The following is a 21058-nucleotide window of genomic DNA, read 5'->3' as shown; positions in this document are numbered from 1 at the left end:
AGGGGGTGCGTTAGGGTTGCCTAACTCGTAAGCTGTATCAACCATCTTCACGCCTTACGGGCGCGTCCGTGCCGTACGTCGTCGCACGTGCCGTACGTCCGCGTCCGCCCCGCCCGCCTGACCGAGCCGCCGGAGAGCCCGTGCCCAGCCCCTATCGCGCCCTGTTCGCCGCCCCCGGCTCCAAGGCGTTCTCCGCCGCCGGCTTCCTCGGCCGGATGCCGCTGTCGATGATGGGCATCGGCGTCGTCACCATGATCTCCCAGCTCACCGGGCGGTACGGCCTGGCGGGGGCGCTGTCGGCGACGATCGCGCTGGCGGCGGCGGTGGTCGGCCCGCAGGTCTCCCGGATGGTGGACCAGTACGGGCAGCGGCGGGTGCTGCGTCCGGCGACGCTGCTCTCGCTGGCCGCGGGCGCCCTGCTGCTGTTCGCCGCGCACTACGGGTGGCCGGACTGGGTGCTGTTCGTGGCCTGCGCCGGCATCGGCTGTGTGCCGAGCGTCGGCGCGATGATCCGGGCCCGCTGGGCCGCCGTGTACCGGGGCACTCCGCAGCTGCACACCGCGTACTCGTTCGAGTCCGTGGTGGACGAGATCTGCTTCATCTTCGGGCCGATCATCTCCATCGGCCTGTCCACGGCCTGGTTCCCGGAGGCCGGGCCCCTGCTGGCCGGCTGCTTCCTGGCCGTCGGCGTCTTCTGGCTGACCGCGCAGCGCGCCACCGAGCCCGAGCCGCACCCGCGCGCGGAGCACGGCGGCGGCCGCAGCGCCCTGCGCTCCCCCGGACTCCAGGTCCTGGTGACCACGTTCGTGGCGACCGGCGCGATCTTCGGGGCGGTCGACGTGGTCACCGTGGCCTTCGCCGACGAGCAGGGGCACAAGGGCGCGGCGAGCGTCGTGCTCGCGCTGTACGCGGCGGGCTCCTGTGTGGCGGGGGCCGTGTTCGGGCTGCTGCGCTTCAAGGGAGCGCCCGAACCTCGCTGGCTGCTGGGCGTTTGTGCGATGGCCGTGAGTATGATCCCCCTCCTACTGGTCGGAAACCTGCCGTTTCTGGCCGTGGCGCTCTTCGTCGCGGGCCTCGCCATCGCTCCCACGATGATCACGACGATGTCCCTCATCGAAGAGCACGTACCACGCGCGCAGTTGACCGAGGGCATGACCTGGGTGAGCACCGGTCTCGCGGTGGGGGTCGCCCTCGGCTCCTCGGTGGCCGGCTGGGTGATCGACGCGGCCGGTGCGCGCGCGGGGTACGGGGTTCCGGCCGTGTCCGGGGCCGTCGCGGTCGCGGTCGGTTTCCTCGGTTACCGCCGGCTCAAGCGGCCGGCTCCGGGTCGGGGAGGCACCGTTGAGCAGCACAGCGAGCGGGAAGAACGGCACGTGGCGTAACTGGGGCGGCAATGTCGCCGCGCGTCCCGCGCGGGAGGTCACTCCGGCGTCCGTGGAGGAGCTGGCGGCGGCGGTGCGCAGAGCGGCGGAGGACGGCCTGCGGGTGAAGGCCGTCGGCACCGGACACTCCTTCACGTCGATAGCCGCCACCGACGGCGTGCTGATACGCCCCCAGCTGCTCACCGGCATACGCGCCGTGGACCGCGAGGCCGGCACCGTCACGGTCGAGGCCGGCACCCCGCTCAAGCGGCTCAACATGGCCCTGGCCCGCGAGGGTCTGTCGCTGACCAACATGGGCGACATCATGGAGCAGACCGTCTCCGGGGCCACCAGCACCGGTACGCACGGCACCGGCCGCGACTCCGGCTCGATCGCCGCCCAGATCAAGGCGCTCGAGCTGGTCACGGCCGACGGCTCCGTGCTCACCTGCTCCGAGCGGGAGAATCCCGAGATCTTCGCGGCGGCCCGCATCGGCCTGGGCGCCCTGGGCATCGTCACCGCGATCACCTTCGCCGTGGAGCCCGTTTTCCTGCTCCACGCGCGCGAGGAGCCGATGCCGCTGGACCGAGTGCTCGCCGAGTTCGACGAACTCTGGGCGGAGAACGAGCACTTCGAGTTCTACTGGTTCCCGCACACCGGCAGCACCAACACCAAGCGCAACAACCGCAGCGCCGGTCCGGAGCGGCCGGTGAGCCGACTCAAGGGCTGGTTCGAGGACGAGTTCCTGTCCAACGGCGTCTTCCAGGCGGCCAACTGGGTCGGCCGCGCGGCGCCGGCCACCATCCCCGCCATCGCCCGGATCTCCAGCAGGGCACTGTCCGCGCGGACCTACACCGACATCCCTTACAAGGTCTTCACCTCGCCGCGCCGGGTGCGCTTCGTGGAGATGGAGTACGCCGTCCCGCGCGAGGCCGTGGTGGACACCCTGCGTGAGCTGAAGGCCATGGTCGACCGCTCGCCGCTGCGGATCAGCTTCCCGGTCGAGGTGCGCACCGCCCCGGCCGACGACATCACGCTGTCCACGGCGTCCGGCCGGGACAGCGCGTACATCGCGGTCCACATGTTCCGCGGCACGCCCTACCAGCGGTACTTCACCGCCGCCGAGCGGATCTTCACAGCGCACGAGGGGCGGCCGCACTGGGGCAAGGTGCACACGCGCGACGCGGAGTACTTCGCGAAGGTCTACCCGCGCTTCGCCGAGTTCACGGCGCTGCGGGACCGGCTGGATCCGGAACGGCGCTTTCAGAACGACTACTTGCGCCGGGTTCTGGGGGCGTAGCGGACGGACTCGGCTCGGTCTCCGGGGTCGCACCGCCGTCGGTCTCCCGGCTCGGCGAGGCGCTGGGAGCGGGCGTCGGGCTGCCGGCTGTACCACCGTCGTCGCCCGGGGAGGCACCGCCGGAGCCGGAGGGTGTGGGGACGACCTGCCGGCCCGGCGTCGCGGACGGCGGAGCGGAGGACGGGTCGGTGCCGGAGCCGTCCGGGTCCGCCGGCTGCCCCGCGTCGCCGGAGTCGCCGGAATCCCCCGAGTCCGGGGAGGAGTTGCGGTGCCCGTTCAGCGCGTCGCCGACCGTCGTGCTGCGCCCGCCGCTGAAGCTGCTGCCGGAGACCAGTTCGTACGCCGTGATGCCGGCCATGGTGACCCCGAAGACCAGGGCGGTCGCCAGCACGGGGCGCTTCCAGCTCCTGACCCGCGCGCGGTAGACGGTGCCCTCGGTGAACTCGCCGGGGGCGGGCGGCGCTTGCTCGCGCGCCCCTTCGCACTCCCTCGCCTCACGCGGCTTGGCCGCGACCGTGGCGTCCCGGAGCTGCTCGCCGGTGCGCGTGAAGAAGTGCTGGAACAGCGAACCGCCGCAGGTGGCGATGACGCTGACCACTCCGGCGCCGAGGATCGTTCCGTAGACCCCGAAGGAGGAGGCGAGTTTGGCCGCCACGACCGCGGCCACCGCGCTGCCCGCGACCTGGGGCACGCTGAGGTCGATCCGCTTCCGCTTCACCTCCTCGTCCGGCCCCTCGGAGCTCGACTCCCGGACGACATCGGGCCTTTCGCGCATTACCGGATCTTGCCTGCCTTTCCCGTACCAGATCGGCGTGTTGTACGAGAGGGGGACGTACGGTCGAAACCGTTAGTTCCGATTCTGGCGATTCCGTGAAGTAGGCCACGTTTTTGATCACGGAAATCGGCCAGTGTCGGTCAAGTCCCGCGTTCGGCGAGAAGTTGGGCGGCGCGCCAATCCACGCACGTGGTCCGAATGGAGTACTGTTGCGAGCCCTGGGTCCGGTCTCCCGCCAGGGTGTCCGGGGCCTTCAAGGACCGCCGGGAGGGGGCTTGTTGCACAGGGTGACGGAGTTGGTCACTTAGCGTTGCGAATAGGTAACCGTGCCATAACGGCGATCCAGGGCCCGCGCCCGACACGCCGGGCAACTCGGCAAGGTTGTGGCAGGCTGCACCCGGGCAGGCCACACTCGACTAGCGGAAGCAGCGACGCACGTGACGTCGGCAGGCACCACCCGGGAGGTCCCCATGCCCGAACTGCGTGTCGTGGCCGTCTCCAATGACGGCACACGGCTGGTGCTGAAGGCTGCGGACAGCACGGAGTACACGCTTCCGATCGACGAACGGCTCCGCGCCGCCGTGCGCGGCGACCGTCCCCGCCTCGGCCAGATCGAGATCGAGGTGGAGAGCCATCTCCGCCCCCGTGACATCCAGGCGCGTATACGTGCGGGTGCGACCGCGGAAGAGGTCGCCCAGATGGCCGGCATCCCCGTCGATCGCGTACGCCGCTTCGAGGGCCCGGTGCTGGCCGAGCGTGCCTTCATGGCCGAGCGGGCCCGCAAGACCCCGGTCCGCCGCCCCGGCGAGAACTCCGGTCCGCTGCTCGGCGAGGCCGTCCAGGAGCGGCTGCTGCTGCGGGGTGCCGAAAAGGACACCGTCCAGTGGGACTCCTGGCGCCGCGACGACGGCACCTGGGAGGTCCTGCTGGTCTACCGGGTGGCGGGCGAACCACACTCGGCGAGCTGGACGTACGACCCGCCCCGGCGGCTCGTCCAGGCCGTCGACGACGAGGCGCGCTCGCTGATCGGCGAGTCCGACGACCTCGGCGCGCCCGAGCCCAGCTTCCCCTTCGTGCCCCGGATCGCCCGGCTGCCGCGCGACCGCACACTGGCCGGATCCCTCGACCGGGACCGCGACCGGGAGCGGCCGAGCCTGCCGGCCCAGGCGTCCGAGCCCGCGGAGGAGACCACGGCGACGGGCGAGCGGGACTCGCTGACCAGCCTGCTGGAGGCGGTGCCGAGCTTCCGGGGCGACCTGGTCGTGCCGGAGCGGCCCGCCGAGTCCGCGGAGGAGCCCGACGACGAGCCCGCGGCGGAGGAACCGCCGGCGCCCGCCGCCTCGGCCGGTTCCGCCTACGCGGACGTCCTCATGCCCCGTTCCGTGGGCAGCCACCGCGACCGCCTCATCGGCGCGACCGACCGCCAGGCCGAGGCCGACGGCGTCCGCCCGGGCCGCCGGGCGGCCGTCCCCAGCTGGGACGAGATCGTCTTCGGTACCCGCCGCAAGAAGCAGGAGTAGCCGCCGTACGACGGCCAGGCCCGCGCCGCACTCGGCACGGGCCCGGTCGTCGTGCGGACGGGGGGGAGTGTCGGCGGTCGACAAGCCGTCAATCCGCGCGGGGGCGCTGCCGTACGAGGCCTCAGGAAGCCCGCTGCGCAGGGCCCATGGGCGCGTGCGGACGGCCGGCACGTGGCAACACCACCTGGCGCGTTGGGACGGGTTGGCTCATGGCGAGACCCAAGGCAGCGCGCGGCGAGACAACTGGCGCGTGGGGGCGCAGATGCGCGGCCGTGCGCTCCCTACGGGCTGCCGCGCACCTGTCCGCGCGCCACCCGCTGCCGCACACCCGCCCGCACGCCGCGCCCGTTCGCGCCCCGGCCGTCCCCGCCCCGCCGCTACTGCGGATCCGGACCCACGGCCACCGGGCGGTCCGGGTCCGATGACCACTCCGACCACGAACCCACGTACAGGGCCGCCGGGATGCCCGCCACGGCGAGGGCCAGGACCTCGTGGGCGGCCGAGACGCCCGAGCCGCAGTACACGCCGACCTCCGTGCCCTCGGAGGCGCCCAGGGCCTTGAAGCGGACGCGTAGGTCCTCGGCGGGGAGGAAGCGGCCGTCGGGGGTGACGTTCTCGGTCGTGGGGGCCGACACCGCGCCGGGGATGTGGCCGCCGACCCGGTCGATCGGCTCCACGTCGCCGCGGTACCGCTCCGCCGCGCGCGCGTCGAACAGCACCCCGGAGCGGGCCAGCGCGGCGGCGGCGTCGGCGTCCAGCAGGCCCGTGCCCGGGACCGGGTGGAAGTCGCCCTCCTGGGGGCTGGGGATCTCCTGGGACAGCGGGCCCTCCCAGGACGGCAACCCGCCGTCCAGGACCCGCACGTCCGGGTGACCCGTCCAGCGCAGCATCCACCAGGCGCGGGCCGCGGCCCAGCCCTGTCCGCCGTCGTACACGACGACCGGCCGCCCGGACGACACGCCCGCGCGGCGCATCGCGGCGCCGAACTCCGCGAGGCCGGGCAGCGGATGACGGCCGCGCTCCCCCGGCTCCCCGGCCAACTCCCGGTCCAGATCGACGAAGACGGCGCCGGGGATGTGCCCGGCCGCGTACTCCGCCCGGCCGTCGAAGGGCGGCTCGCCGGCCGCCTTGGCCAGGCTGAGCTGCCAGCGGACATCGAGCAGTACGGGCGGGTTCTCCCCCGCCACTTCGCTCGCGAGGGCGGAGGCGGAAATGATGGCGTTCATGGCGACCATCCTCGCGCACGGGGTGGCCGCAGCGCCCATGTCCGGCTACTCTGCTCCGCCAAGCAGCCTCGATCACGAGGCGTACGGGATCGGGCACGTGCAGTGCGGTCCCGGGTACCACCGATCGACATCCGCGGACCATCCTCCCGAAACGGGCAGGAACCGCTGATCGGGCAATCTCCGGTGACCGGACGAGATGCGGCGCGCCCGGAGCGCGTGACACCGAGGGTGGTGCGAGCATCGGCACGTGGGTCCGGAGAGCGGAAGCGACGCGGCGCCGCGAGGGGCCGAGGAGAGAGTGACGATGACCGAGGCACGGGGGTCGGCCGACCGGCACGGTGAACACGCCCGGTACGCGCCCGGCACGCCCTGCTGGGTGAGTCTGATGGTGCACGGCATGACGGCCACCCAGGAGTTCTACGGATCGCTGTTCGGCTGGGAGTTCCGCCCCGGGCCCCAGCAGCTCGGCCCGTATGTGCGGGCCCTGCTCGACGGCCGCGAGGTGGCGGGCATCGGGCAGCTGCCGCCCGACCGGCATCTGCCGATCGCCTGGACGCCGTACCTCGCCTCCGACGACGCGCACCGGACGGCGGAGACCGCGCGGCTGTGCGGCGGCACGATCGGCGTGGGTCCGCTGGACGCGGGCGAGGCCGGGCGGATGGCCATCGGCTCCGATCCCTCGGGCGCCGTCTTCGGCATCTGGCAGGCGGCGGAGCACCTCGGCACGGCCCTGTCCGGGGTGCCCGGCACTCCCGCCTGGAACGAGCTGCTGACCTTCGAGTCCGCGACCGTCGCCAAGTTCTACGAGACCGTCTTCGGCTACGAGGAGGAGCCTGTGGTCTCCGCCGACATCGACTACGTGACCCTCTCCGTCGAGGGCCGGGCGGTCGCCGGCATCCACGGCCTGGGCCACGCCCTGCCCCGGGACCGGGGCCCGCACTGGCTGACGTACTTCGAGGTCGCGGACACCGACGAGGCCGTCGACCGGCTGGTCGACCTGGGCGGACACGTCCTCAGGCCGGCCGAGGACGGCGAACGGGGCCGCGTCGCGACGGTGACCGACCCCGAGGGTGCCCGCTTCTGTCTGCTCCAGCGCCCCCGCTGACGCTCCTGCCCCGGGCGTCGTGCCTGTCTCCCAGGTCTCAGGCGTGCTCCACCGGCGGGACCTGGCCTCAGGCGTGCTCCACCGGCAGGACCTGGCCTCAGGCGTGCTCCACCGGCAGGACGTCCGGGGACAGCGCCGCCGCGCGGGCCGTCGCGGCGGTCATCCGGCGGCGGTGATGGCGGCGGCACAGCACCTCGTAGCCGACGGCCTCCGCCTGGTTGACGTCGCCGACGACGACCTGGGCGCCCTCGACCACCATCTCGCCGCCGATCGTGCGGGCGTTGTGGGTGGCGCGGGCGCCGCACCAGCACAGTGCCTCGACCTGGAGCACCTCGACCCGGTCGGCCAGCTCCACCAGGCGCTGCGAGCCGGGGAAGAGCTTGGTGCGGAAGTCGGTGGTAATGCCGAAGGCGTAGACGTCCAGCCCCAGATCGTCGACCACGCGCGCGAGTTGGTCTATCTGCTCCGGCGCGAGGAACTGGGCCTCGTCGGCGATCACGTAGTCCGCCCGGCCGCCGTGGGAGAGGTGGTCGACGAGGTAGGCGTAGAGATCCATGCCGTCCTCGACCTCGACCGCGTCGGTGACCAGGCCGAGCCGGGAGGACAGCTTGCCCTCGCCCGCGCGGTCGTCGCGGGTGAAGATCATGCCCTGCAGCCCGCGCGCGGAGCGGTTGTGCTCGATCTGGAGAGCCAGCGTCGACTTCCCGCAGTCCATGGTTCCGGAGAAGAACACCAGCTCGGACATGGGAAGGTGAGCACCTTTCGGCGAAGTGGTCATGGTGGGGGCGCAGAGCTTCAGGAACGTACTTCGAGCAGCGGGACGAGCTGCTCGGCCGGGGTCAGCGAGCCGTGGTTGCCGACCATCGCCGACTCCTTGGGCTCCCGCTCGGAGGCGATGATCAGGACGTCGTCCCGCGCGGCCGCGACGACGTCGCCGATGCGCGCGTACACCCGCTCGTCGACCCGCGGCCCGAACCAGCCCGCGGCGATCGCCTCGTCCCGCGAGGCCACCCAGAACTGCTCGCCGAGCACCTCGCGCCAGCAGGTCAGGACGTCGTTCTCGGCGCCCGGAACCGCGTAGACGTGGCGGGCGCGGCCCTCGCCGCCCAGCAGGGCGACCCCGGCGCGCAGCTCCCAGTCCTCGTCGAAGTCGATGCGGTGCTCCTCGTCGAAGGGCACGTCGACCATGCCGTGGTCGGCGGTGACGTACAGCGCGCTGCGCGGCGGCAGCTGCTCGGCCAGGCGCTGGACCAGGCGGTCGACGTACATCAGCTGGCCGCGCCAGGTGTCGGAGTCGACGCCGAAGCGGTGGCCCGCGCCGTCGACCTCGGCGTAGTACGTGTAGACCAGGCTGCGGTCCCCGGCGGCCAGCTGCTCGGCCGCGAGGTCCATGCGGTCCTCGCCGGACAGCCGCCCGTGGAAGGAGCCGCCGCTGAGCGCGACCTTGGTCAGCGGGGTGCTCGCGAAGGCCGGGGAGGAGACCTGGGCGGCGTGCACGCCCGCGCGGTCGGCGAGGTCGAAGACGGTGGGGTACGGCTGCCAGGCGCTCGGCTCGGTCCACGGCTGCCAGCGCAGCTGGTTCATCAGCCCGCCGGTGGCCGGATCGCGCACGGTGTAGCCGGGCAGGCCATGGGCGCCTGGCGGCAGTCCGGTGCCGACGGAGGCCAGCGAGGTGGCCGTGGTCGCCGGGTAGCCGGTGGTCAGCGGGCGGCCGGTGCCGCCGCGGGAACTCGCGAGGAGCGAGGTGAGGAACGGCGCCTCGTCCGGGTGCGCCTTCAGCTGCTCCCAGCCGAGGCCGTCGATCAGGAACACGCAGTTCCGGTCGGCGGGGGTCAGCTCGGGGATGGCGGCCGTCATGCCGGGGACGCCCAGGCCGGCGGCGAGCGTGGGCAGCAGGTCGGCGAGCGAGCCGGTGCCGTACTCGGGCGAGGGGGCGGTGTCGACGGCGAGGGGTTCCGGATGGGAGTCCCAGGCGGTGGGCTGCTGCACCATCAGCGGGTCGGGTCCGCGGTCGCCTCGGAGATCGCCTGCGCGAAGGCGAGCGCCTGGCGCACCGTCTCCGGGCCGTCCCCGGCCTCGCTGACGCGCAGGCTGAGGTCGTCCGCCGTCGAGCTGCCGGTGTAGCCGTGGTCGGCCTCGCAGTTGGGGTCGCCGCAGGCGGCGGGCTCCAGGTCGATGCGGGAGACGGCGCCCCAGCCGATGGTCAGCACCACCTCGCGCGGGAGGGTGCCCGGCGTGTACGACTCCGGGTTGGCGACCACGCGGCTGACCACGACCGACGAGATCCGGTCGAGCTTCACGGACTCCGTGGAGGTGGTGGCGTACGGCGTCGGGGAGGTGTTGTCGGCGGCCTGCTCGTCGGTGTGGCTGACGATGAAGCGGTTGTCGGTGAGGACCAGCACGGTCACGTGCCGGCGGACCTCGTTCTGGTCGAACGTCGTCTCCTGGTGGACCAGGTACGACCGGATGGGCTCGCCGCCCACGGCGGCCTCCACCGCCTCGGCCACGAGGGCCGGGTAGTAGCCGCTGCGCTCGATCGCCGCACGCAGCCCCTGGGTCGTCGTACTGGTCTTGGCCATGCCGTCCATCCTACGGGGGCGCACTGACTGCGAGGCACCGCTCGGGAGGCTCGGACCGGGTCGGAAACGTCTCAGTAGGCGGGGAGCGTCCGCGGGCCCAGGTCGTCGCGGGCGGGGGGCGGGGCCAGGCGGACGGAGGCACCGAGGACGCTCAGGCCCTCGGTGGCGACGACGACCGGCTCGAGCGTGACCGCGACCACTTCGGGGTGGTCGTCGACCAGCCGGGAGACCCGCAGCAGCAGCTCCTCCAGGGCCGGGGTGTCGACCGGCGCCGAGCCGCGCCAGCCGAAGAGGAGTGGTGCCGTCCGGATGGAGCGGATCAAGGAGGTGGCCTCGCGGTCGGTGACCGGGATCAGCCGGTGCGCCATGTCGCCGAGCAGCTGCGAGGCCGCCCCGGCGAGGCCGAAGGAGAGCACCGCTCCGGCGGCGGGGTCGATCACGGCCCGTACGACGGTGTCCACCCCGCGCGGTGCCATGCCCTGCACCACCGGACGCAGCTCCTCCGGGGTGCCGAACAGCCCGGTCAACTCGGCGTATGCCCGCCGCAGTTGCTCCTCGTCCGCCAGGTCGAGGCGTACGCCGCCCAGGTCCGCGCGGTGCCGCAGGTGCGGGGCGGTGGCCTTGAGGGCGACCGGGTAGCCGAGGGCGCGGGCGGCGGCGACGGCGTCCTCGGGGGTGGGGGCGGGCAGGGCGCGGCGCACCGGGATGCCGTACCGGCCCAGCAGCTCGCAGGTCTCCTCGGTGCCGAGCGTGAGGCCCTGCCCGCGCGCGAGGAGGCCGTCGATCAGCCGGGCGGCGCCCTTCTCGTCGATGTCCTCGTACTCCGGCACCTTGCCGGGGTCGGCGGCCTCGCGCCGCCACTGCGCGTACTTCACGGCCTCGGCGAGGGCCCGCACGGCGCGTTCGGCGGCCGGGTAGGCGGGGATGAGGCGCGTGCCCCCGGCGGCCCCGGCCTCGGGGGCCGGTTCGGGGCCGGCGTCCGGCGGCGCGGTGTCCGCCGTCGCGGCACGCGCGCGTGGAGCCGTGCTCGCGGCGGCCGACAGCGCCTCCGCGAGCCCGCCCAGTTCCACGTGCACGACCAGCACCGGCTTGGCCGGAGCCCGCTCGGCCGCGGACCGCAGCGCCTCGGCGAGCGCCGCGTCCCCGGCGGACTCCTCGCCGATCGCCGGTATCGCCGTCACCACCACCGCGTCGCAGGTGTCGTCGGCCAGCGCGCGGGACAGCGCCGCGCGGAAGTCCTCGGGCCTGGCGGCGGTCGTCAGGTCCAGGGGCGGCGCGGGCCTCAGGCCCTCGGAGAGGCAGGCGTCGTAGGTCAGCAGGCCGAGGGACTCGGAGTTGCCGAGGATCGCCACACGCGGCCCCCGGGGCAGCGGCTGGCGGGCGAGCAGCAGCCCCGTGTCCACCAGTTCCGTGATGGTGTCCACGCGGATCACACCGGCCTGCCGGAGCAGCGCGGACACCGTGGCGTGCGGCAGCCGCGTCGCGCGGACCGCGTGGCCCTGCGGGGCGGACCCGGCGCCCTGGACCACGACGAGGGGCTTGGCCGCCGCCGTACGGCGGGCGAGGCGGGTGAACTTGCGGGGGTTGCCGATGGACTCCAGGTACATCAGGACGACATCGGTGTCCGGGTCGTCGTACCAGTACTGGAGGACGTCGTTGCCGGAGACGTCCGCGCGGTTGCCGGAGGAGACGAAGGTGGACACGCCGGTGACCCCCGTCACCCCGCCGCCGCGCCGGTGCAGCCGGGACAGCAGGGCGATGCCGATGGCGCCGGACTGGGCGAACAGGCCGATCCGGCCGGGCCTCGGCAGTTCGGGGGCGAGGGAGGCGTTGAGCCGCACGTCCGGGGAGTTGTTGATGATCCCGAAGGCGTTCGGCCCGATGATCCGCATGCCGTACGCGCGCGCGTGCCGGACGAGGGCCCGCTGGCGCTCGCGTCCCTCGGGGCCGCTCTCGGCGTACCCGGCGGAGATCACCACGAGGCCCTGGACGCCGTGCTCGCCGCACTCGGTGACGACCTCGGGCACGTGCTCGGCGGGAACGGCGACGACGGCGAGGTCGACGGGCCCGTCGATGTCCCGCACCGACCGGTGGGCCGGCACCCCGTCGAGTTCCTTCCGGCCCTCGGGCAGGGCGCGGTTCACGGCGTACAGCCGCCCCGTGAACCCGGCGTCCCTGATGTTGGCGAGCACGCCGCGTCCCACCCCGCCGGGGGTGCGGCCGACGCCGACGACGGCGACCGAGCCGGGGGCGAGCAGCCGCTGCACGGACCGTGCCTCGGCGCGCTGTTCGCGCGCGTACTGCACGGCCAGGGAGCGGTCGGTGGGTTCGAGGTCCAGCTCCAGGCGGACGACGCCGTCCTCGAAGCTGCGCTTCTGCGTGTACCCGGCGTCCGTGAACACCTTGATCATCTTGGTGTTGGCGGGCAGCACCTCGGCGGCGAAGCGGCGGATGCCGCGCTCGCGGGCGACGGCGGCGATGTGCTCGAGGAGGGCGGAGGCGACGCCGCGGCCCTGGTGGGCGTCCTGGACGAGGAAGGCGACCTCGGCCTCGTCGGCCGGTGCCGAGGCGGGCAGTCCGTTCTCACCGATGCGGTCATAGCGTACGGTTGCGATGAACTCGCCGCCGATCGTGGCCGCGAGTCCCACCCGGTCCACAAAGTCGTGGTGCGTGAAGCGGTGGACGTCCTTCGCGGACAGACGCGGGTAGGGCGCGAAGAAGCGGTAGTACTTCGACTCGTCCGAGACCTGCTCGTAGAAGCTGACCAGGCGCTCGGCGTCATCAACGGTGATGGGGCGGATGCGCGCGGTGCCGCCGTCGCGCAGCACCACGTCGGCTTCCCAGTGGGCGGGGTACTCGTGCCGGTCCGACGAGGTCTGCATGGGCCCCAGAGTACGGCTCGCGTCCGACAAGGGCGCGGGGCAGTCTGTGAGGACGGAGGGCCGGACCGAGGCCGCGGTCCGGTGACACCCGGCGGAGGGGACACATGTCACCTCCAGGCATGCTTCACGATATGGGAAACTGGTCTAGACAACCTGAACACCTGAAGGGCAGCAACACATGGCTGAGCGCCGCGTCAACGTCGGCTGGGCCGAGGGCCTTCACGCCCGCCCCGCCTCCATCTTCGTCCGAGCCGCCACGGCCGCAGGCGTCCCGGTGACGATCGCCAAGGCCGGCGGCAACCCCGTCAACGCGGCCTCCATGCTGGCCGTTCTCGGCCTGGGCGCCCAGGGCGGCGAGGAGATCGTGCTCGCCTCCGACGCCGAGGGCGCCGAGGTCGCGCTCGACCGCCTGGCCAAGCTGGTCTCCGAGGGCCTCGAGGAGCTCCCCGAGACCGTCTGACGCTCGCGCGGCAGTCACGCCACAACCGCGTCGCCCTTTCCGGGCGGCGCGGTTTCGCTTTTCCTCGGCCGTATCCGCGGATGCATTTCCGGGCAGGCGCAGGCCGCGCGGACGGAAATCACCGGCGCGCCGAAAAACGGCAGCGGAAATTCCTCGCCACCGAATATCCGTTCTTTGTATACGGCGCCCGTGTTAATGCCGCAGGCTTGACATGTTTACGGGATGTTGCGAGTTCCTCACACGCTCCGGGCGTTCCCCGCCGGAGCCGAACCGCAGCCGGTGCGCGGCGGTCGACCGCTCGGTGTGCAGGGTGGTGATCGCCCGCGCGCGTTCGCTGTCCCCGCGCGCCACGGCGTCCACGATCGCCCCGTGCTCCGCCCAGGACTCCACGGGGCTGGCCGGCGCCTCCACCGCGTACATCCAGGCGATCTTGTGCCGCAGCTGGGTCAGCATCGAGGTGAGCGCGGTGCTGCCGGAGGCCTGGGCCAGCGTCTCGTGGAACCAGCCGCCCAGGGAGCGCAGGTCGTCGCTGTGGCCCCGGCGGGCGCGTTCCTGGCCCAGCCGGACCAGGCCGCGCAGCACCTTCAGATGCGCTTCGGTGCGGCGCTGCGCCGCGCGGGAGGCGCCCAGCGGCTCCAGCAGCAGACGCATCTCCAGCAGGTCGGAGGCCTCCTGTTCGGTCGGTTCCGCGACGCACGCGCCCGCGTGCCGCCGGGTCACGACGAAGCCCTCCGCCTCCAGGGTGCGCAGGGCCTCCCGCACGGGGACGCGCGAGACGCCGTAGCGGCGGGCGAGCAGTTCCTCGGTGAGCCGGCTGCCGCGCTCGTAGACACCCGCGACGATGTCGTCCCGGATCGCCGTGCACACCGAATGCGCCGGAATACGCATGACCGACCTCCGCCTTAATCCCCGTGAAACGTCGACGATGGACGTGTGTTCAGCGACTCTATTGCAATGAGCCGGAATTTCCGATGGCGGGCCGGAATCCATGGATATTTTTTGGACAACGGGGCGGCCGAAACGCCGAAAGCCCCGGCTCGGGGCCGGGGCTTCGGGAAGTGCTGCGGCTGCGTCAGATGTTCACGCCGTGCGCGCGCAGGTACGCGACCGGGTCGATGTCCGAGCCGTACTCCTGGGTCGTACGGGCCTCGAAGTGCAGGTGCGGGCCGGTGACGTTGCCGGTGGCGCCGGACAGGCCGATCTGCTGGCCCGGGGTGACCGTCTGGCCCACGGAGACGCCGATGGAGGACAGGTGGCCGTACTGGGTGTACGTGCCGTCGTGCATCCGGATGACCACCTGGTTGCCGTACGCCCCGCCCCAGCCGGCCTCGACGACCGTGCCGGAGCCGACCGCCTGGACCGAGGTGCCGCTCGCGGCGTGGAAGTCGACACCGGTGTGGCTGCCGGAGGACCACAGGGCGCTGCCTGCCTGGTAGCCGGTGGAGACGTAGGAGCCGCTGATCGGCGACACGAAGGTGTTGAGGCGCTTGCGCTCGGCCTCGCGGGCGGCCCGCTCCTCCTCCGCGCGGGCCTTGCGGGCCTCCTCCTCGGCGCGCTTCTTCGCGGCCGCCTCGGCCTTCTTGACGGCGGCGGCGTGCTCGGCGGCCTGCTGCTGCGCGGCGGCCTGCGCGTCGATCTGGTCGGCGACCTCGTCGCCGATGCTGAGGACCGGCAGCAGGCCGGTCTGCTCGGCGGAGGTGTCGGCGGCGAGCGCCGGGCCCGCCAGGGTGCCGATGACGCCGGTGGTGGTGAGCGCCGCGACGCCCGCCGCGCGGGCGGTGGAGCGGTGCATCCGGCTGGGACGACGGTGCTTCCCGGTGGCGCGGGTGAACGCCATGGAGTGGCTGGTCCTTTCCTTCCTTCTCGCCTACCGGGTTAGCTGACGGGTTCGGAGCAGGAAGGTCTCCTACGGACCCCCTCGCGTGACGCGCGGGCGTCCGATTCACCCCAGGGACTACGTGGTTGGGTCCCCGGCTCCCCTGGCTCGCGCCGTACGGGGACTCGGCGATGACTGTCCGGTGCCGCGGGTGCGGCGCACTGCCTGACGGACAGCCCGGATGACGCTAAGGGGGCCGGCTTTCAAAGCCCAAACCAACGCGGGCTTTTGTAGCGCATCCCACAGGGCAGACAGGCAACCTCTCCCTCAATTCGGACATGAAGGGGCCCTGGTGACGCATCGGTCACCAGGGCCCCTCCGCGCGGGTGTGCCCGTACGGCTGTCTCTCGGCCGTCTACTCGGCGGCCACGACGGTGACTTCGCCGATGCCGAGGGCCTCCACGGGCTCCTTGATCTGCGCCGCGTCACCGACGAGGACGGTCACCAGACGGTCCACTGGGAAGGCGTTGACCACCGCGGCGGTGGCCTCGACCGTGCCGGTCGCGGCCAGCTGCCGGTACAGCGTCGCCTGGTAGTCGTCGGGCAGGTGCTGCTCGACCTGGTCGGCCAGGGTGCTCGCCACGGCCGCCGCCGTCTCGTACTTGAGCGGCGCCACGCCGACCAGGTTCTGCACGGCGACGTCCCGCTCGGCGTCGGTCAGGCCCTCCGCGGCGAGCGTGCGCAGCACCGTCCACAGGTCCTTCAGGGCGGGACCGGTGTTCGGGGTGTCCACGGAGCCGCTGATGGCGAGCATCGAGGCGCCCGTGCCGTCCGGGGCGGACCGCAGGACCTGGCCGAACGCCCGCACGCCGTAGGTGTAGCCCTTCTCCTCGCGCAGGACGCGGTCCAGGCGGGAGGTGAGGGTGCCGCCGAGGCAGTAGGTGCCGAGCACCTGGGCGGGCCACACGCGGTCGTGCCGGTCGGCGCCGACGCGGCCGATGAGCAGCTGCGTCTGGACCGCGCCGGGGCGGTCGACGATGACCACGCGCCCGGTGTCGTCGGCGGTCACCGGCGGCACCGGCCGGGGCTGGGCGGCGGAGCCGGTCCAGGAGCCGAGGGTGTCGCCGAGCAGGGCGTCCAGGTCGATGCCCGTGAGGTCGCCGACCACCACGGCGGTGGCCGTGGCCGGGCGGACGTGCCGCTCGTAGAAGGCGCGCACGGCCGCCGAGTCGATCTTGGCGACCGTGTCCTCGGTGCCCTGGCGCGGGCGCGACATGCGCGAGGTCGCCGGGAACAGCTCCTTCGACAGCTCCTTGGCGGCCCGCCGGGCGGGGTTGGCCAGCTCGTGCGGAATCTCGTCCAGGCGGTTGCGCACGAGCCGCTCGACCTCGCTGTCGGCGAACGCGGGTGCCCGCAGCGCGTCGGCGATCAGCCCGAGGCCCTTTTCCAGCCGGGAGGCGGGAACCTCCAGGCTGAGCCGTACGCCGGGGTGGTCGGCGTGCGCGTCGAGGGTGGCGCCGCAGCGCTCCAGCTCGGCGGCGAACTCCTCGGCGGAGTGCTTGTCGGTGCCCTCGGAGAAGGCGCGGGCCATGATCGTGGCGACGCCGTCCAGGCCGGCGGGCTCCGCGTCCAGCGGCGCGTCCAGGAGCACCTCGACGGCGACGACCTGCTGGCCCGGACGGTGGCAGCGCAGCACCGTCAGGCCGTTGTCGAGGGTCCCGCGTGTGGGGGCCGGGAACGCCCACGGCCTGGCCTCGCCCGGCTGCGGCTGGGGGTGGAACTCCATGGTGGTCAGCTCGGTCACTTGGCCGCCTCCTCGTTGTCGTCGGCGGCTTCCACGGTCGCCGCGGCTTCCGGGTCCTCGGTGCCCTCGACGTCCTCGGGCTGCTCGGGGGTGAGCGGCTCGTAGACGAGCACCGCGCGGTTGTCGGGCCGCAGGCGGGCCTTGGCGATCTCCTGGACCTCCTGGGGCGTCACCTCCAGCACCCGCTTGACGGCGGTGAGGGCGAGCTGGGGGTCGCCGAACAGCACGGCGTACCGGCACAGTTCGTCGGCGCGGCCGGCGACCGTGCCGAGCCGGTCCAGCCACTCGCGCTCCAGCTGGGCCTGGGCGCGCTCCATCTCCTCGGCGGTGGGGCCCTCCTCGGCGAACCGGGCCAGCTCCTCGTCGATGGCGGTCTCGATGACCGGCACCTCGACGTCGCCGGAGGTCTTCACGTCCAGCCAGCCGAGGGACGGCGCCCCGGCCAGCCGGAGCAGGCCGAAGCCGGCCGCGACGGCCGTACGGTCCCGGCGGACCAGCCGGTTGTACAGGCGGGAGGACTCGCCGCCGCCGAGGATGGTCAGCGCCAGGTCGGCGGCGTCACACGCGCGCGTGCCGTCGTGCGGGAGCCGGTAGGCGGCCATCAGGGCGCGCGCCGGGACCTCCTCCTCGACGACCTCGCGCAGCTGCTCGCCGATGATGTCGGGCAGCGAGCCGTCGCGCGGGGCGGGCTTTCCGTCGTGGGAGGGGATGGAGCCGAAGTACTTCTCGATCCACGCGAGGGTCTGGGCGGGGTCGATGTCGCCGACGACCGAGAGCACCGCGTTGTTCGGCGCGTAGTAGGTGCGGAAGAACGCGCGCGCGTCCTCCAGGGTCGCCGCGTCCAGGTCGGCCATCGAGCCGATCGGCGTGTGGTGGTACGGGTGGCCCTCCGGGTAGGCGAGGGCGGTCAGCTTCTCGAAAGCGGTGCCGTAGGGAACGTTGTCGTAGCGCTGGCGGCGCTCGTTCTTGACGACGTCGCGCTGGTTCTCCATGGACTCGTCGTCCAGGGCGGCCAGCAGCGAGCCCATGCGGTCGGCCTCCAGCCAGAGGGCGAGCTCCAGCTGGTGGGCGGGCATGGTCTCGAAGTAGTTGGTGCGCTCGAAGCTGGTGGTGCCGTTGAGCGAGCCGCCGGCGCCCTGCACCAGCTCGAAGTGGCCGTTGCCCTTCACCTGGGCGGAGCCCTGGAACATCAAGTGCTCGAAAAGGTGAGCCAGACCGGTGCGCCCCTTGACCTCGTGGCGCGAGCCGACGTCGTACCAGAGGCACACCGCCGCGACCGGGGTCAGGTGGTCCTCGGAGAGCACCACGCGCAGGCCGTTGGCCAGGCGGTGCTCGGTCGCTGTCAGGCCGCCGGAGCCTGCCTCGGCTGTGGCCGTGTGACCCATGGGCATGTACGTCCCTTCGATCGCGGATGCGGTGGCTGAGACCGCTTGGTTCCTGCCGGTCCTGCCACTGTATGCAAGCGTGCGGACGGTCCGCGAAGTTCCCGGACGCCGTACGCCGAGAGCGAGAAAGGGGTTACTCGCCGCGAGGGCGTAGCCTGCGGGTCAGCGAGGGGCCGGGCGGGCGACGCCGGGTCCCGTCGGCGGAGGCCGGGCGGTGACGCCGGGTCCCGCTCCGCGTTGTCAGTGCCGCGGTCCACAATGGTCCGCGTCAGATCCGTTTCACGCTTCAGCAAGGAGCCAGGCAGCGATGGCCCGCCGCAGCACGAAGACCCCGCCGCCCGACGACTCGTACGAGGAGAAGATCCTCGACATCGACGTCGTCGACGAGATGCAGGGCTCCTTCCTCGAGTACGCGTACTCGGTCATCTACTCCCGCGCCCTGCCGGACGCCCGCGACGGCCTGAAGCCGGTGCACCGCCGCATCGTCTACCAGATGAACGAGATGGGCCTGCGCCCGGAGCGCGGCTATGTGAAGTGCGCCCGCGTGGTCGGCGAGGTCATGGGCAAGCTGCACCCGCACGGCGACGCGTCGATCTACGACGCCCTGGTGCGCATGGCCCAGCCGTTCTCGATGCGGGTGCCGCTGGTGGACGGCCACGGCAACTTCGGCTCGCTCGGCAACGACGACCCGCCGGCGGCCATGCGTTACACCGAGTGCCGGATGGCCGCGGCCACGGGTCTGATGACCGAGTCCATCGACGAGGACACGGTCGACTTCACGCCGAACTACGACGGTCAGGAGCAGGAGCCGGTCGCCCTGCCCGCCGCCTTCCCGAACCTGCTGGTCAACGGCGCCTCCGGCATCGCGGTCGGCATGGCCACGAACATGCCGCCGCACAACCTGAGCGAGGTCATCGCCGCGGCCCGCCACCTGATCCGGCACCCGAACGCCGATCTCGACGCCCTGATGCGGCACGTCCCCGGCCCCGACCTGCCCACCGGCGGCCGGATCGTCGGCCTGTCCGGGATCCGCGACGCGTACGAGACGGGCCGCGGCACCTTCAAGATGCGCGCGACGGTCTCCGTGGACAACGTCACGGCCCGCCGCAAGGGCCTGGTCGTCACCGAGCTGCCCTTCACGGTCGGCCCGGAGAAGGTGATCGCGAAGATCAAGGACCTGGTGGGCTCGAAGAAGCTCCAGGGCATCGCCGACGTCAAGGACCTCACCGACCGTGAGCACGGGCTGCGTCTGGTCATCGAGATCAAGAACGGCTTCGTGCCGGAGGCGGTCCTGGAGCAGCTGTACAAGCTGACGCCGATGGAGGAGTCCTTCGGCATCAACAACGTCGCGCTGGTGGACGGCCAGCCGCTGACGCTGGGCCTGAAGGAGCTGCTGGAGGTCTACCTCGACCACCGCTTCGAGGTCGTCCGCCGCCGCTCCGAGTACCGCCGCGGCAAGCGACGCGACCGCCTGCACCTGGTCGAGGGCCTGCTGACGGCCCTGGTGGACATCGACGAGGTCATCCGGCTGATCCGCTCCAGCGAGAACTCCGCGCAGGCCAAGGAGCGCCTGATGGAGCGCTTCTCGCTGAGCGAGACGCAGACCCAGTACATCCTCGACACGCCGCTGCGCCGGCTCACCAAGTACGACCGGATCGAGCTGGAGGCGGAGAAGGACCGGCTCAACGCCGAGATCGAGGAGCTGACCCGGATCCTGGAGTCGGACGCGGAGCTGCGCAAGCTGGTCTCCTCCGAACTGGCCGCGGTCGCCAAGAAGTTCGGCACCCCCCGGCGGACGGTCCTGCTGGAGTCCGCGGCCACCCCGTCCGCCGCCGTGCCGCTCCAGGTGGCGGACGACCCGTGCCGGGTGCTGCTCTCCTCGACGGGTCTGCTGGCCCGTACGGCGAACGCCGAGCCGTTCGCGGAGGACGCCGACGGCAAGCGCGCCAAGCACGACGTGATCATCTCGGCGGTGCCGGCCACGGCCCGCGGCGAGGTGGGCGCGGTGACGTCGTACGGCCGACTGCTGCGGATCAACGTCGTCGACCTGCCCCAGCTGCCGGAGACGGCGACCGCGCCGACGCTCTCGGGCGGCGCGCCGCTGGCGGAGTTCGTGTCCCTGGAGGACGACGAGACGGTGGTCTGTCTGACCACTCTCGACGAGTCCTCCCCCGGTCTGGCGCTGGGCACGGAACAGGGCGTCGTGAAGCGAGTCGTTCCCGACTACCCGGCCAACAAGGACGAGCTGGAGGTGATCACCCTCAAGGAGGGTGACCGGATCGTCGGCGCGGTGGAGCTGCGCACCGGTGAGGAGGACCTGGTCTTCATCACGGACGACGCCCAGCTGCTGCGCTACCAGGCCTCCCAGGTCCGTCCGCAGGGCCGCCCGGCGGGCGGTATGGCCGGCATCAAGCTCACCGACGGCGCCAAGGTCATCTCGTTCACGGCGGTGGACCCGGCCGCGGACGCGGTCGTCGTCACCGTCGCCGGTTCGCGCGGCACGCTGGACGACTCCGTCCAGACGACCGCCAAGCTGACCCCGTTCGACCAGTTCCCGCGCAAGGGCCGCGCCACCGGCGGTGTGCGCTGCCAGCGGTTCCTGAAGGGCGAGGACTGCCTGTCCTTCGCCTGGGCGGGCACGACCCCGGCCCGCGCCGCCCAGAAGAACGGCACCCCGGCCCAGCTCCCCGACCCCGACCCGCGCCGCGACGGCTCGGGCGTGTCCCTGCCGAAGACGGTGGCGGCGGTGGCCGGGCCGGTGTAGGGGGTCGAGGCGAGGGCCGGGACGAGGGGGTCGGGCTCGGAATCCGAGCCTGGGCCTCCGGCCGGCATCCGGGCCGGGGTG

Annotated in this window: 16 protein-coding genes and 1 riboswitch; of the genes, 6 read left to right on the top strand and 10 right to left on the bottom strand. The window is 72.7% G+C overall.

All coding sequences use genetic code 11. The features are described 5' to 3' along the window. The first annotated feature begins 140 nt into the window (after positions 1-140). Positions 141-1382 carry an MFS transporter gene (locus ACZ42A_RS27390; protein ID WP_468529933.1) on the top strand — a complete coding sequence of 414 codons (1242 nt, stop codon included), beginning with the start codon at positions 141-143 and terminating at the stop codon, positions 1380-1382. Further along, positions 1342-2661: a D-arabinono-1,4-lactone oxidase gene (locus ACZ42A_RS27385; protein WP_468529932.1), complete on the top strand. Its 1320-nt coding sequence runs from the start codon at positions 1342-1344 to the stop codon at positions 2659-2661. The genes ACZ42A_RS27390 and ACZ42A_RS27385 overlap by 41 nt, the downstream gene beginning before the upstream one ends. Here ACZ42A_RS27385 and ACZ42A_RS27380 read toward each other — a convergent pair. Next, a complete protein-coding gene (locus tag ACZ42A_RS27380; RefSeq protein WP_468529931.1) occupies positions 2585-3436 on the bottom strand; it encodes a hypothetical protein in 852 nt (283 codons plus the stop codon). The genes ACZ42A_RS27385 and ACZ42A_RS27380 overlap by 77 nt on opposite strands. Positions 3437-3906: 470 nt before the next feature. Here ACZ42A_RS27380 and sepH point away from each other — a divergent pair, with 470 nt between their 5' ends. After that, positions 3907-4956, top strand: a complete 1050-nt coding sequence (gene sepH / locus ACZ42A_RS27375) for a septation protein SepH (RefSeq protein ID WP_468529930.1) — start codon at positions 3907-3909, stop codon at positions 4954-4956. Positions 4957-5333: 377 nt separating this feature from the next. On the opposite strand, the gene ACZ42A_RS27370 is transcribed toward sepH, so the two are convergent. Continuing rightward, a complete protein-coding gene (locus ACZ42A_RS27370; RefSeq protein WP_468529929.1) occupies positions 5334-6182 on the bottom strand; it encodes a sulfurtransferase in 849 nt (282 codons plus the stop codon). 304 nt (positions 6183-6486) lie between these two features. Between ACZ42A_RS27370 and ACZ42A_RS27365 the strand changes: the two genes are divergently transcribed. Then, a complete protein-coding gene (locus tag ACZ42A_RS27365; protein ID WP_468529928.1) occupies positions 6487-7287 on the top strand; it encodes a VOC family protein in 801 nt (266 codons plus the stop codon). A gap of 97 nt (positions 7288-7384) precedes the next feature. Here the strand turns inward: ACZ42A_RS27365 and ACZ42A_RS27360 are convergent, their stop codons facing one another. The 4 genes from ACZ42A_RS27360 to ACZ42A_RS27345 all read right to left on the bottom strand — a co-directional run bounded on the left by ACZ42A_RS27360 (position 7385) and on the right by ACZ42A_RS27345 (position 12748). Further along, the gene (locus tag ACZ42A_RS27360; RefSeq protein WP_468529927.1) at positions 7385-8032 is read right to left on the bottom strand and encodes a thymidine kinase; all 648 of its coding nucleotides are present in this window, start codon (positions 8030-8032) and stop codon (positions 7385-7387) included. Between the two features lie 50 nt (positions 8033-8082). Next, positions 8083-9276 carry an alkaline phosphatase family protein gene (locus tag ACZ42A_RS27355; RefSeq protein WP_468530099.1) on the bottom strand — a complete coding sequence of 398 codons (1194 nt, stop codon included), beginning with the start codon at positions 9274-9276 and terminating at the stop codon, positions 8083-8085. Positions 9277-9278: 2 nt separating this feature from the next. Continuing rightward, positions 9279-9875, bottom strand: a complete 597-nt coding sequence (locus ACZ42A_RS27350; RefSeq protein WP_468530098.1) for a DUF5998 family protein — start codon at positions 9873-9875, stop codon at positions 9279-9281. Between the two features lie 62 nt (positions 9876-9937). Then, complete coding sequence (locus ACZ42A_RS27345) at positions 9938-12748, bottom strand: bifunctional acetate--CoA ligase family protein/GNAT family N-acetyltransferase (RefSeq protein ID WP_468529926.1); 2811 nt, start codon at positions 12746-12748, stop codon at positions 9938-9940. Between the two features lie 178 nt (positions 12749-12926). Here ACZ42A_RS27345 and ACZ42A_RS27340 point away from each other — a divergent pair, with 178 nt between their 5' ends. Beyond that, entirely contained in the window at positions 12927-13208 is a 282-nt protein-coding gene (locus tag ACZ42A_RS27340) for an HPr family phosphocarrier protein (protein WP_468529925.1), read from the top strand. 192 nt (positions 13209-13400) lie between these two features. Here the strand turns inward: ACZ42A_RS27340 and ACZ42A_RS27335 are convergent, their stop codons facing one another. The 4 genes from ACZ42A_RS27335 to ACZ42A_RS27320 all read right to left on the bottom strand — a co-directional run bounded on the left by ACZ42A_RS27335 (position 13401) and on the right by ACZ42A_RS27320 (position 18219). After that, positions 13401-14096, bottom strand: coding sequence for a GntR family transcriptional regulator (locus ACZ42A_RS27335; RefSeq protein ID WP_468529924.1), 696 nt, complete (start codon positions 14094-14096; stop codon positions 13401-13403). Between the two features lie 184 nt (positions 14097-14280). After that, positions 14281-15045, bottom strand: a complete 765-nt coding sequence (locus tag ACZ42A_RS27330; RefSeq protein WP_468529923.1) for a M23 family metallopeptidase — start codon at positions 15043-15045, stop codon at positions 14281-14283. A gap of 13 nt (positions 15046-15058) precedes the next feature. Continuing rightward, positions 15059-15225, bottom strand: a riboswitch (cyclic di-AMP (ydaO/yuaA leader). Positions 15226-15439: 214 nt separating this feature from the next. Beyond that, a complete protein-coding gene (locus ACZ42A_RS27325; protein ID WP_468529922.1) occupies positions 15440-16828 on the bottom strand; it encodes a M16 family metallopeptidase in 1389 nt (462 codons plus the stop codon). Then, positions 16825-18219 (bottom strand): M16 family metallopeptidase, encoded by a 1395-nt coding sequence (locus ACZ42A_RS27320; protein ID WP_468529921.1) that lies wholly within the window; start codon positions 18217-18219, stop codon positions 16825-16827. Before ACZ42A_RS27320 ends, ACZ42A_RS27325 begins: the two co-directional genes overlap by 4 nt. A 301-nt stretch (positions 18220-18520) precedes the next feature. Here ACZ42A_RS27320 and ACZ42A_RS27315 point away from each other — a divergent pair, with 301 nt between their 5' ends. Continuing rightward, complete coding sequence (locus ACZ42A_RS27315; RefSeq protein ID WP_468529920.1) at positions 18521-20977, top strand: DNA gyrase/topoisomerase IV subunit A; 2457 nt, start codon at positions 18521-18523, stop codon at positions 20975-20977. Positions 20978-21058: the final 81 nt, after the last annotated feature.

The sequence above is a fragment of the Streptomyces sp. NPDC030838 genome, from assembly GCF_055572035.1.
This window is presented reverse-complemented; position numbering and strand designations above follow the sequence as displayed.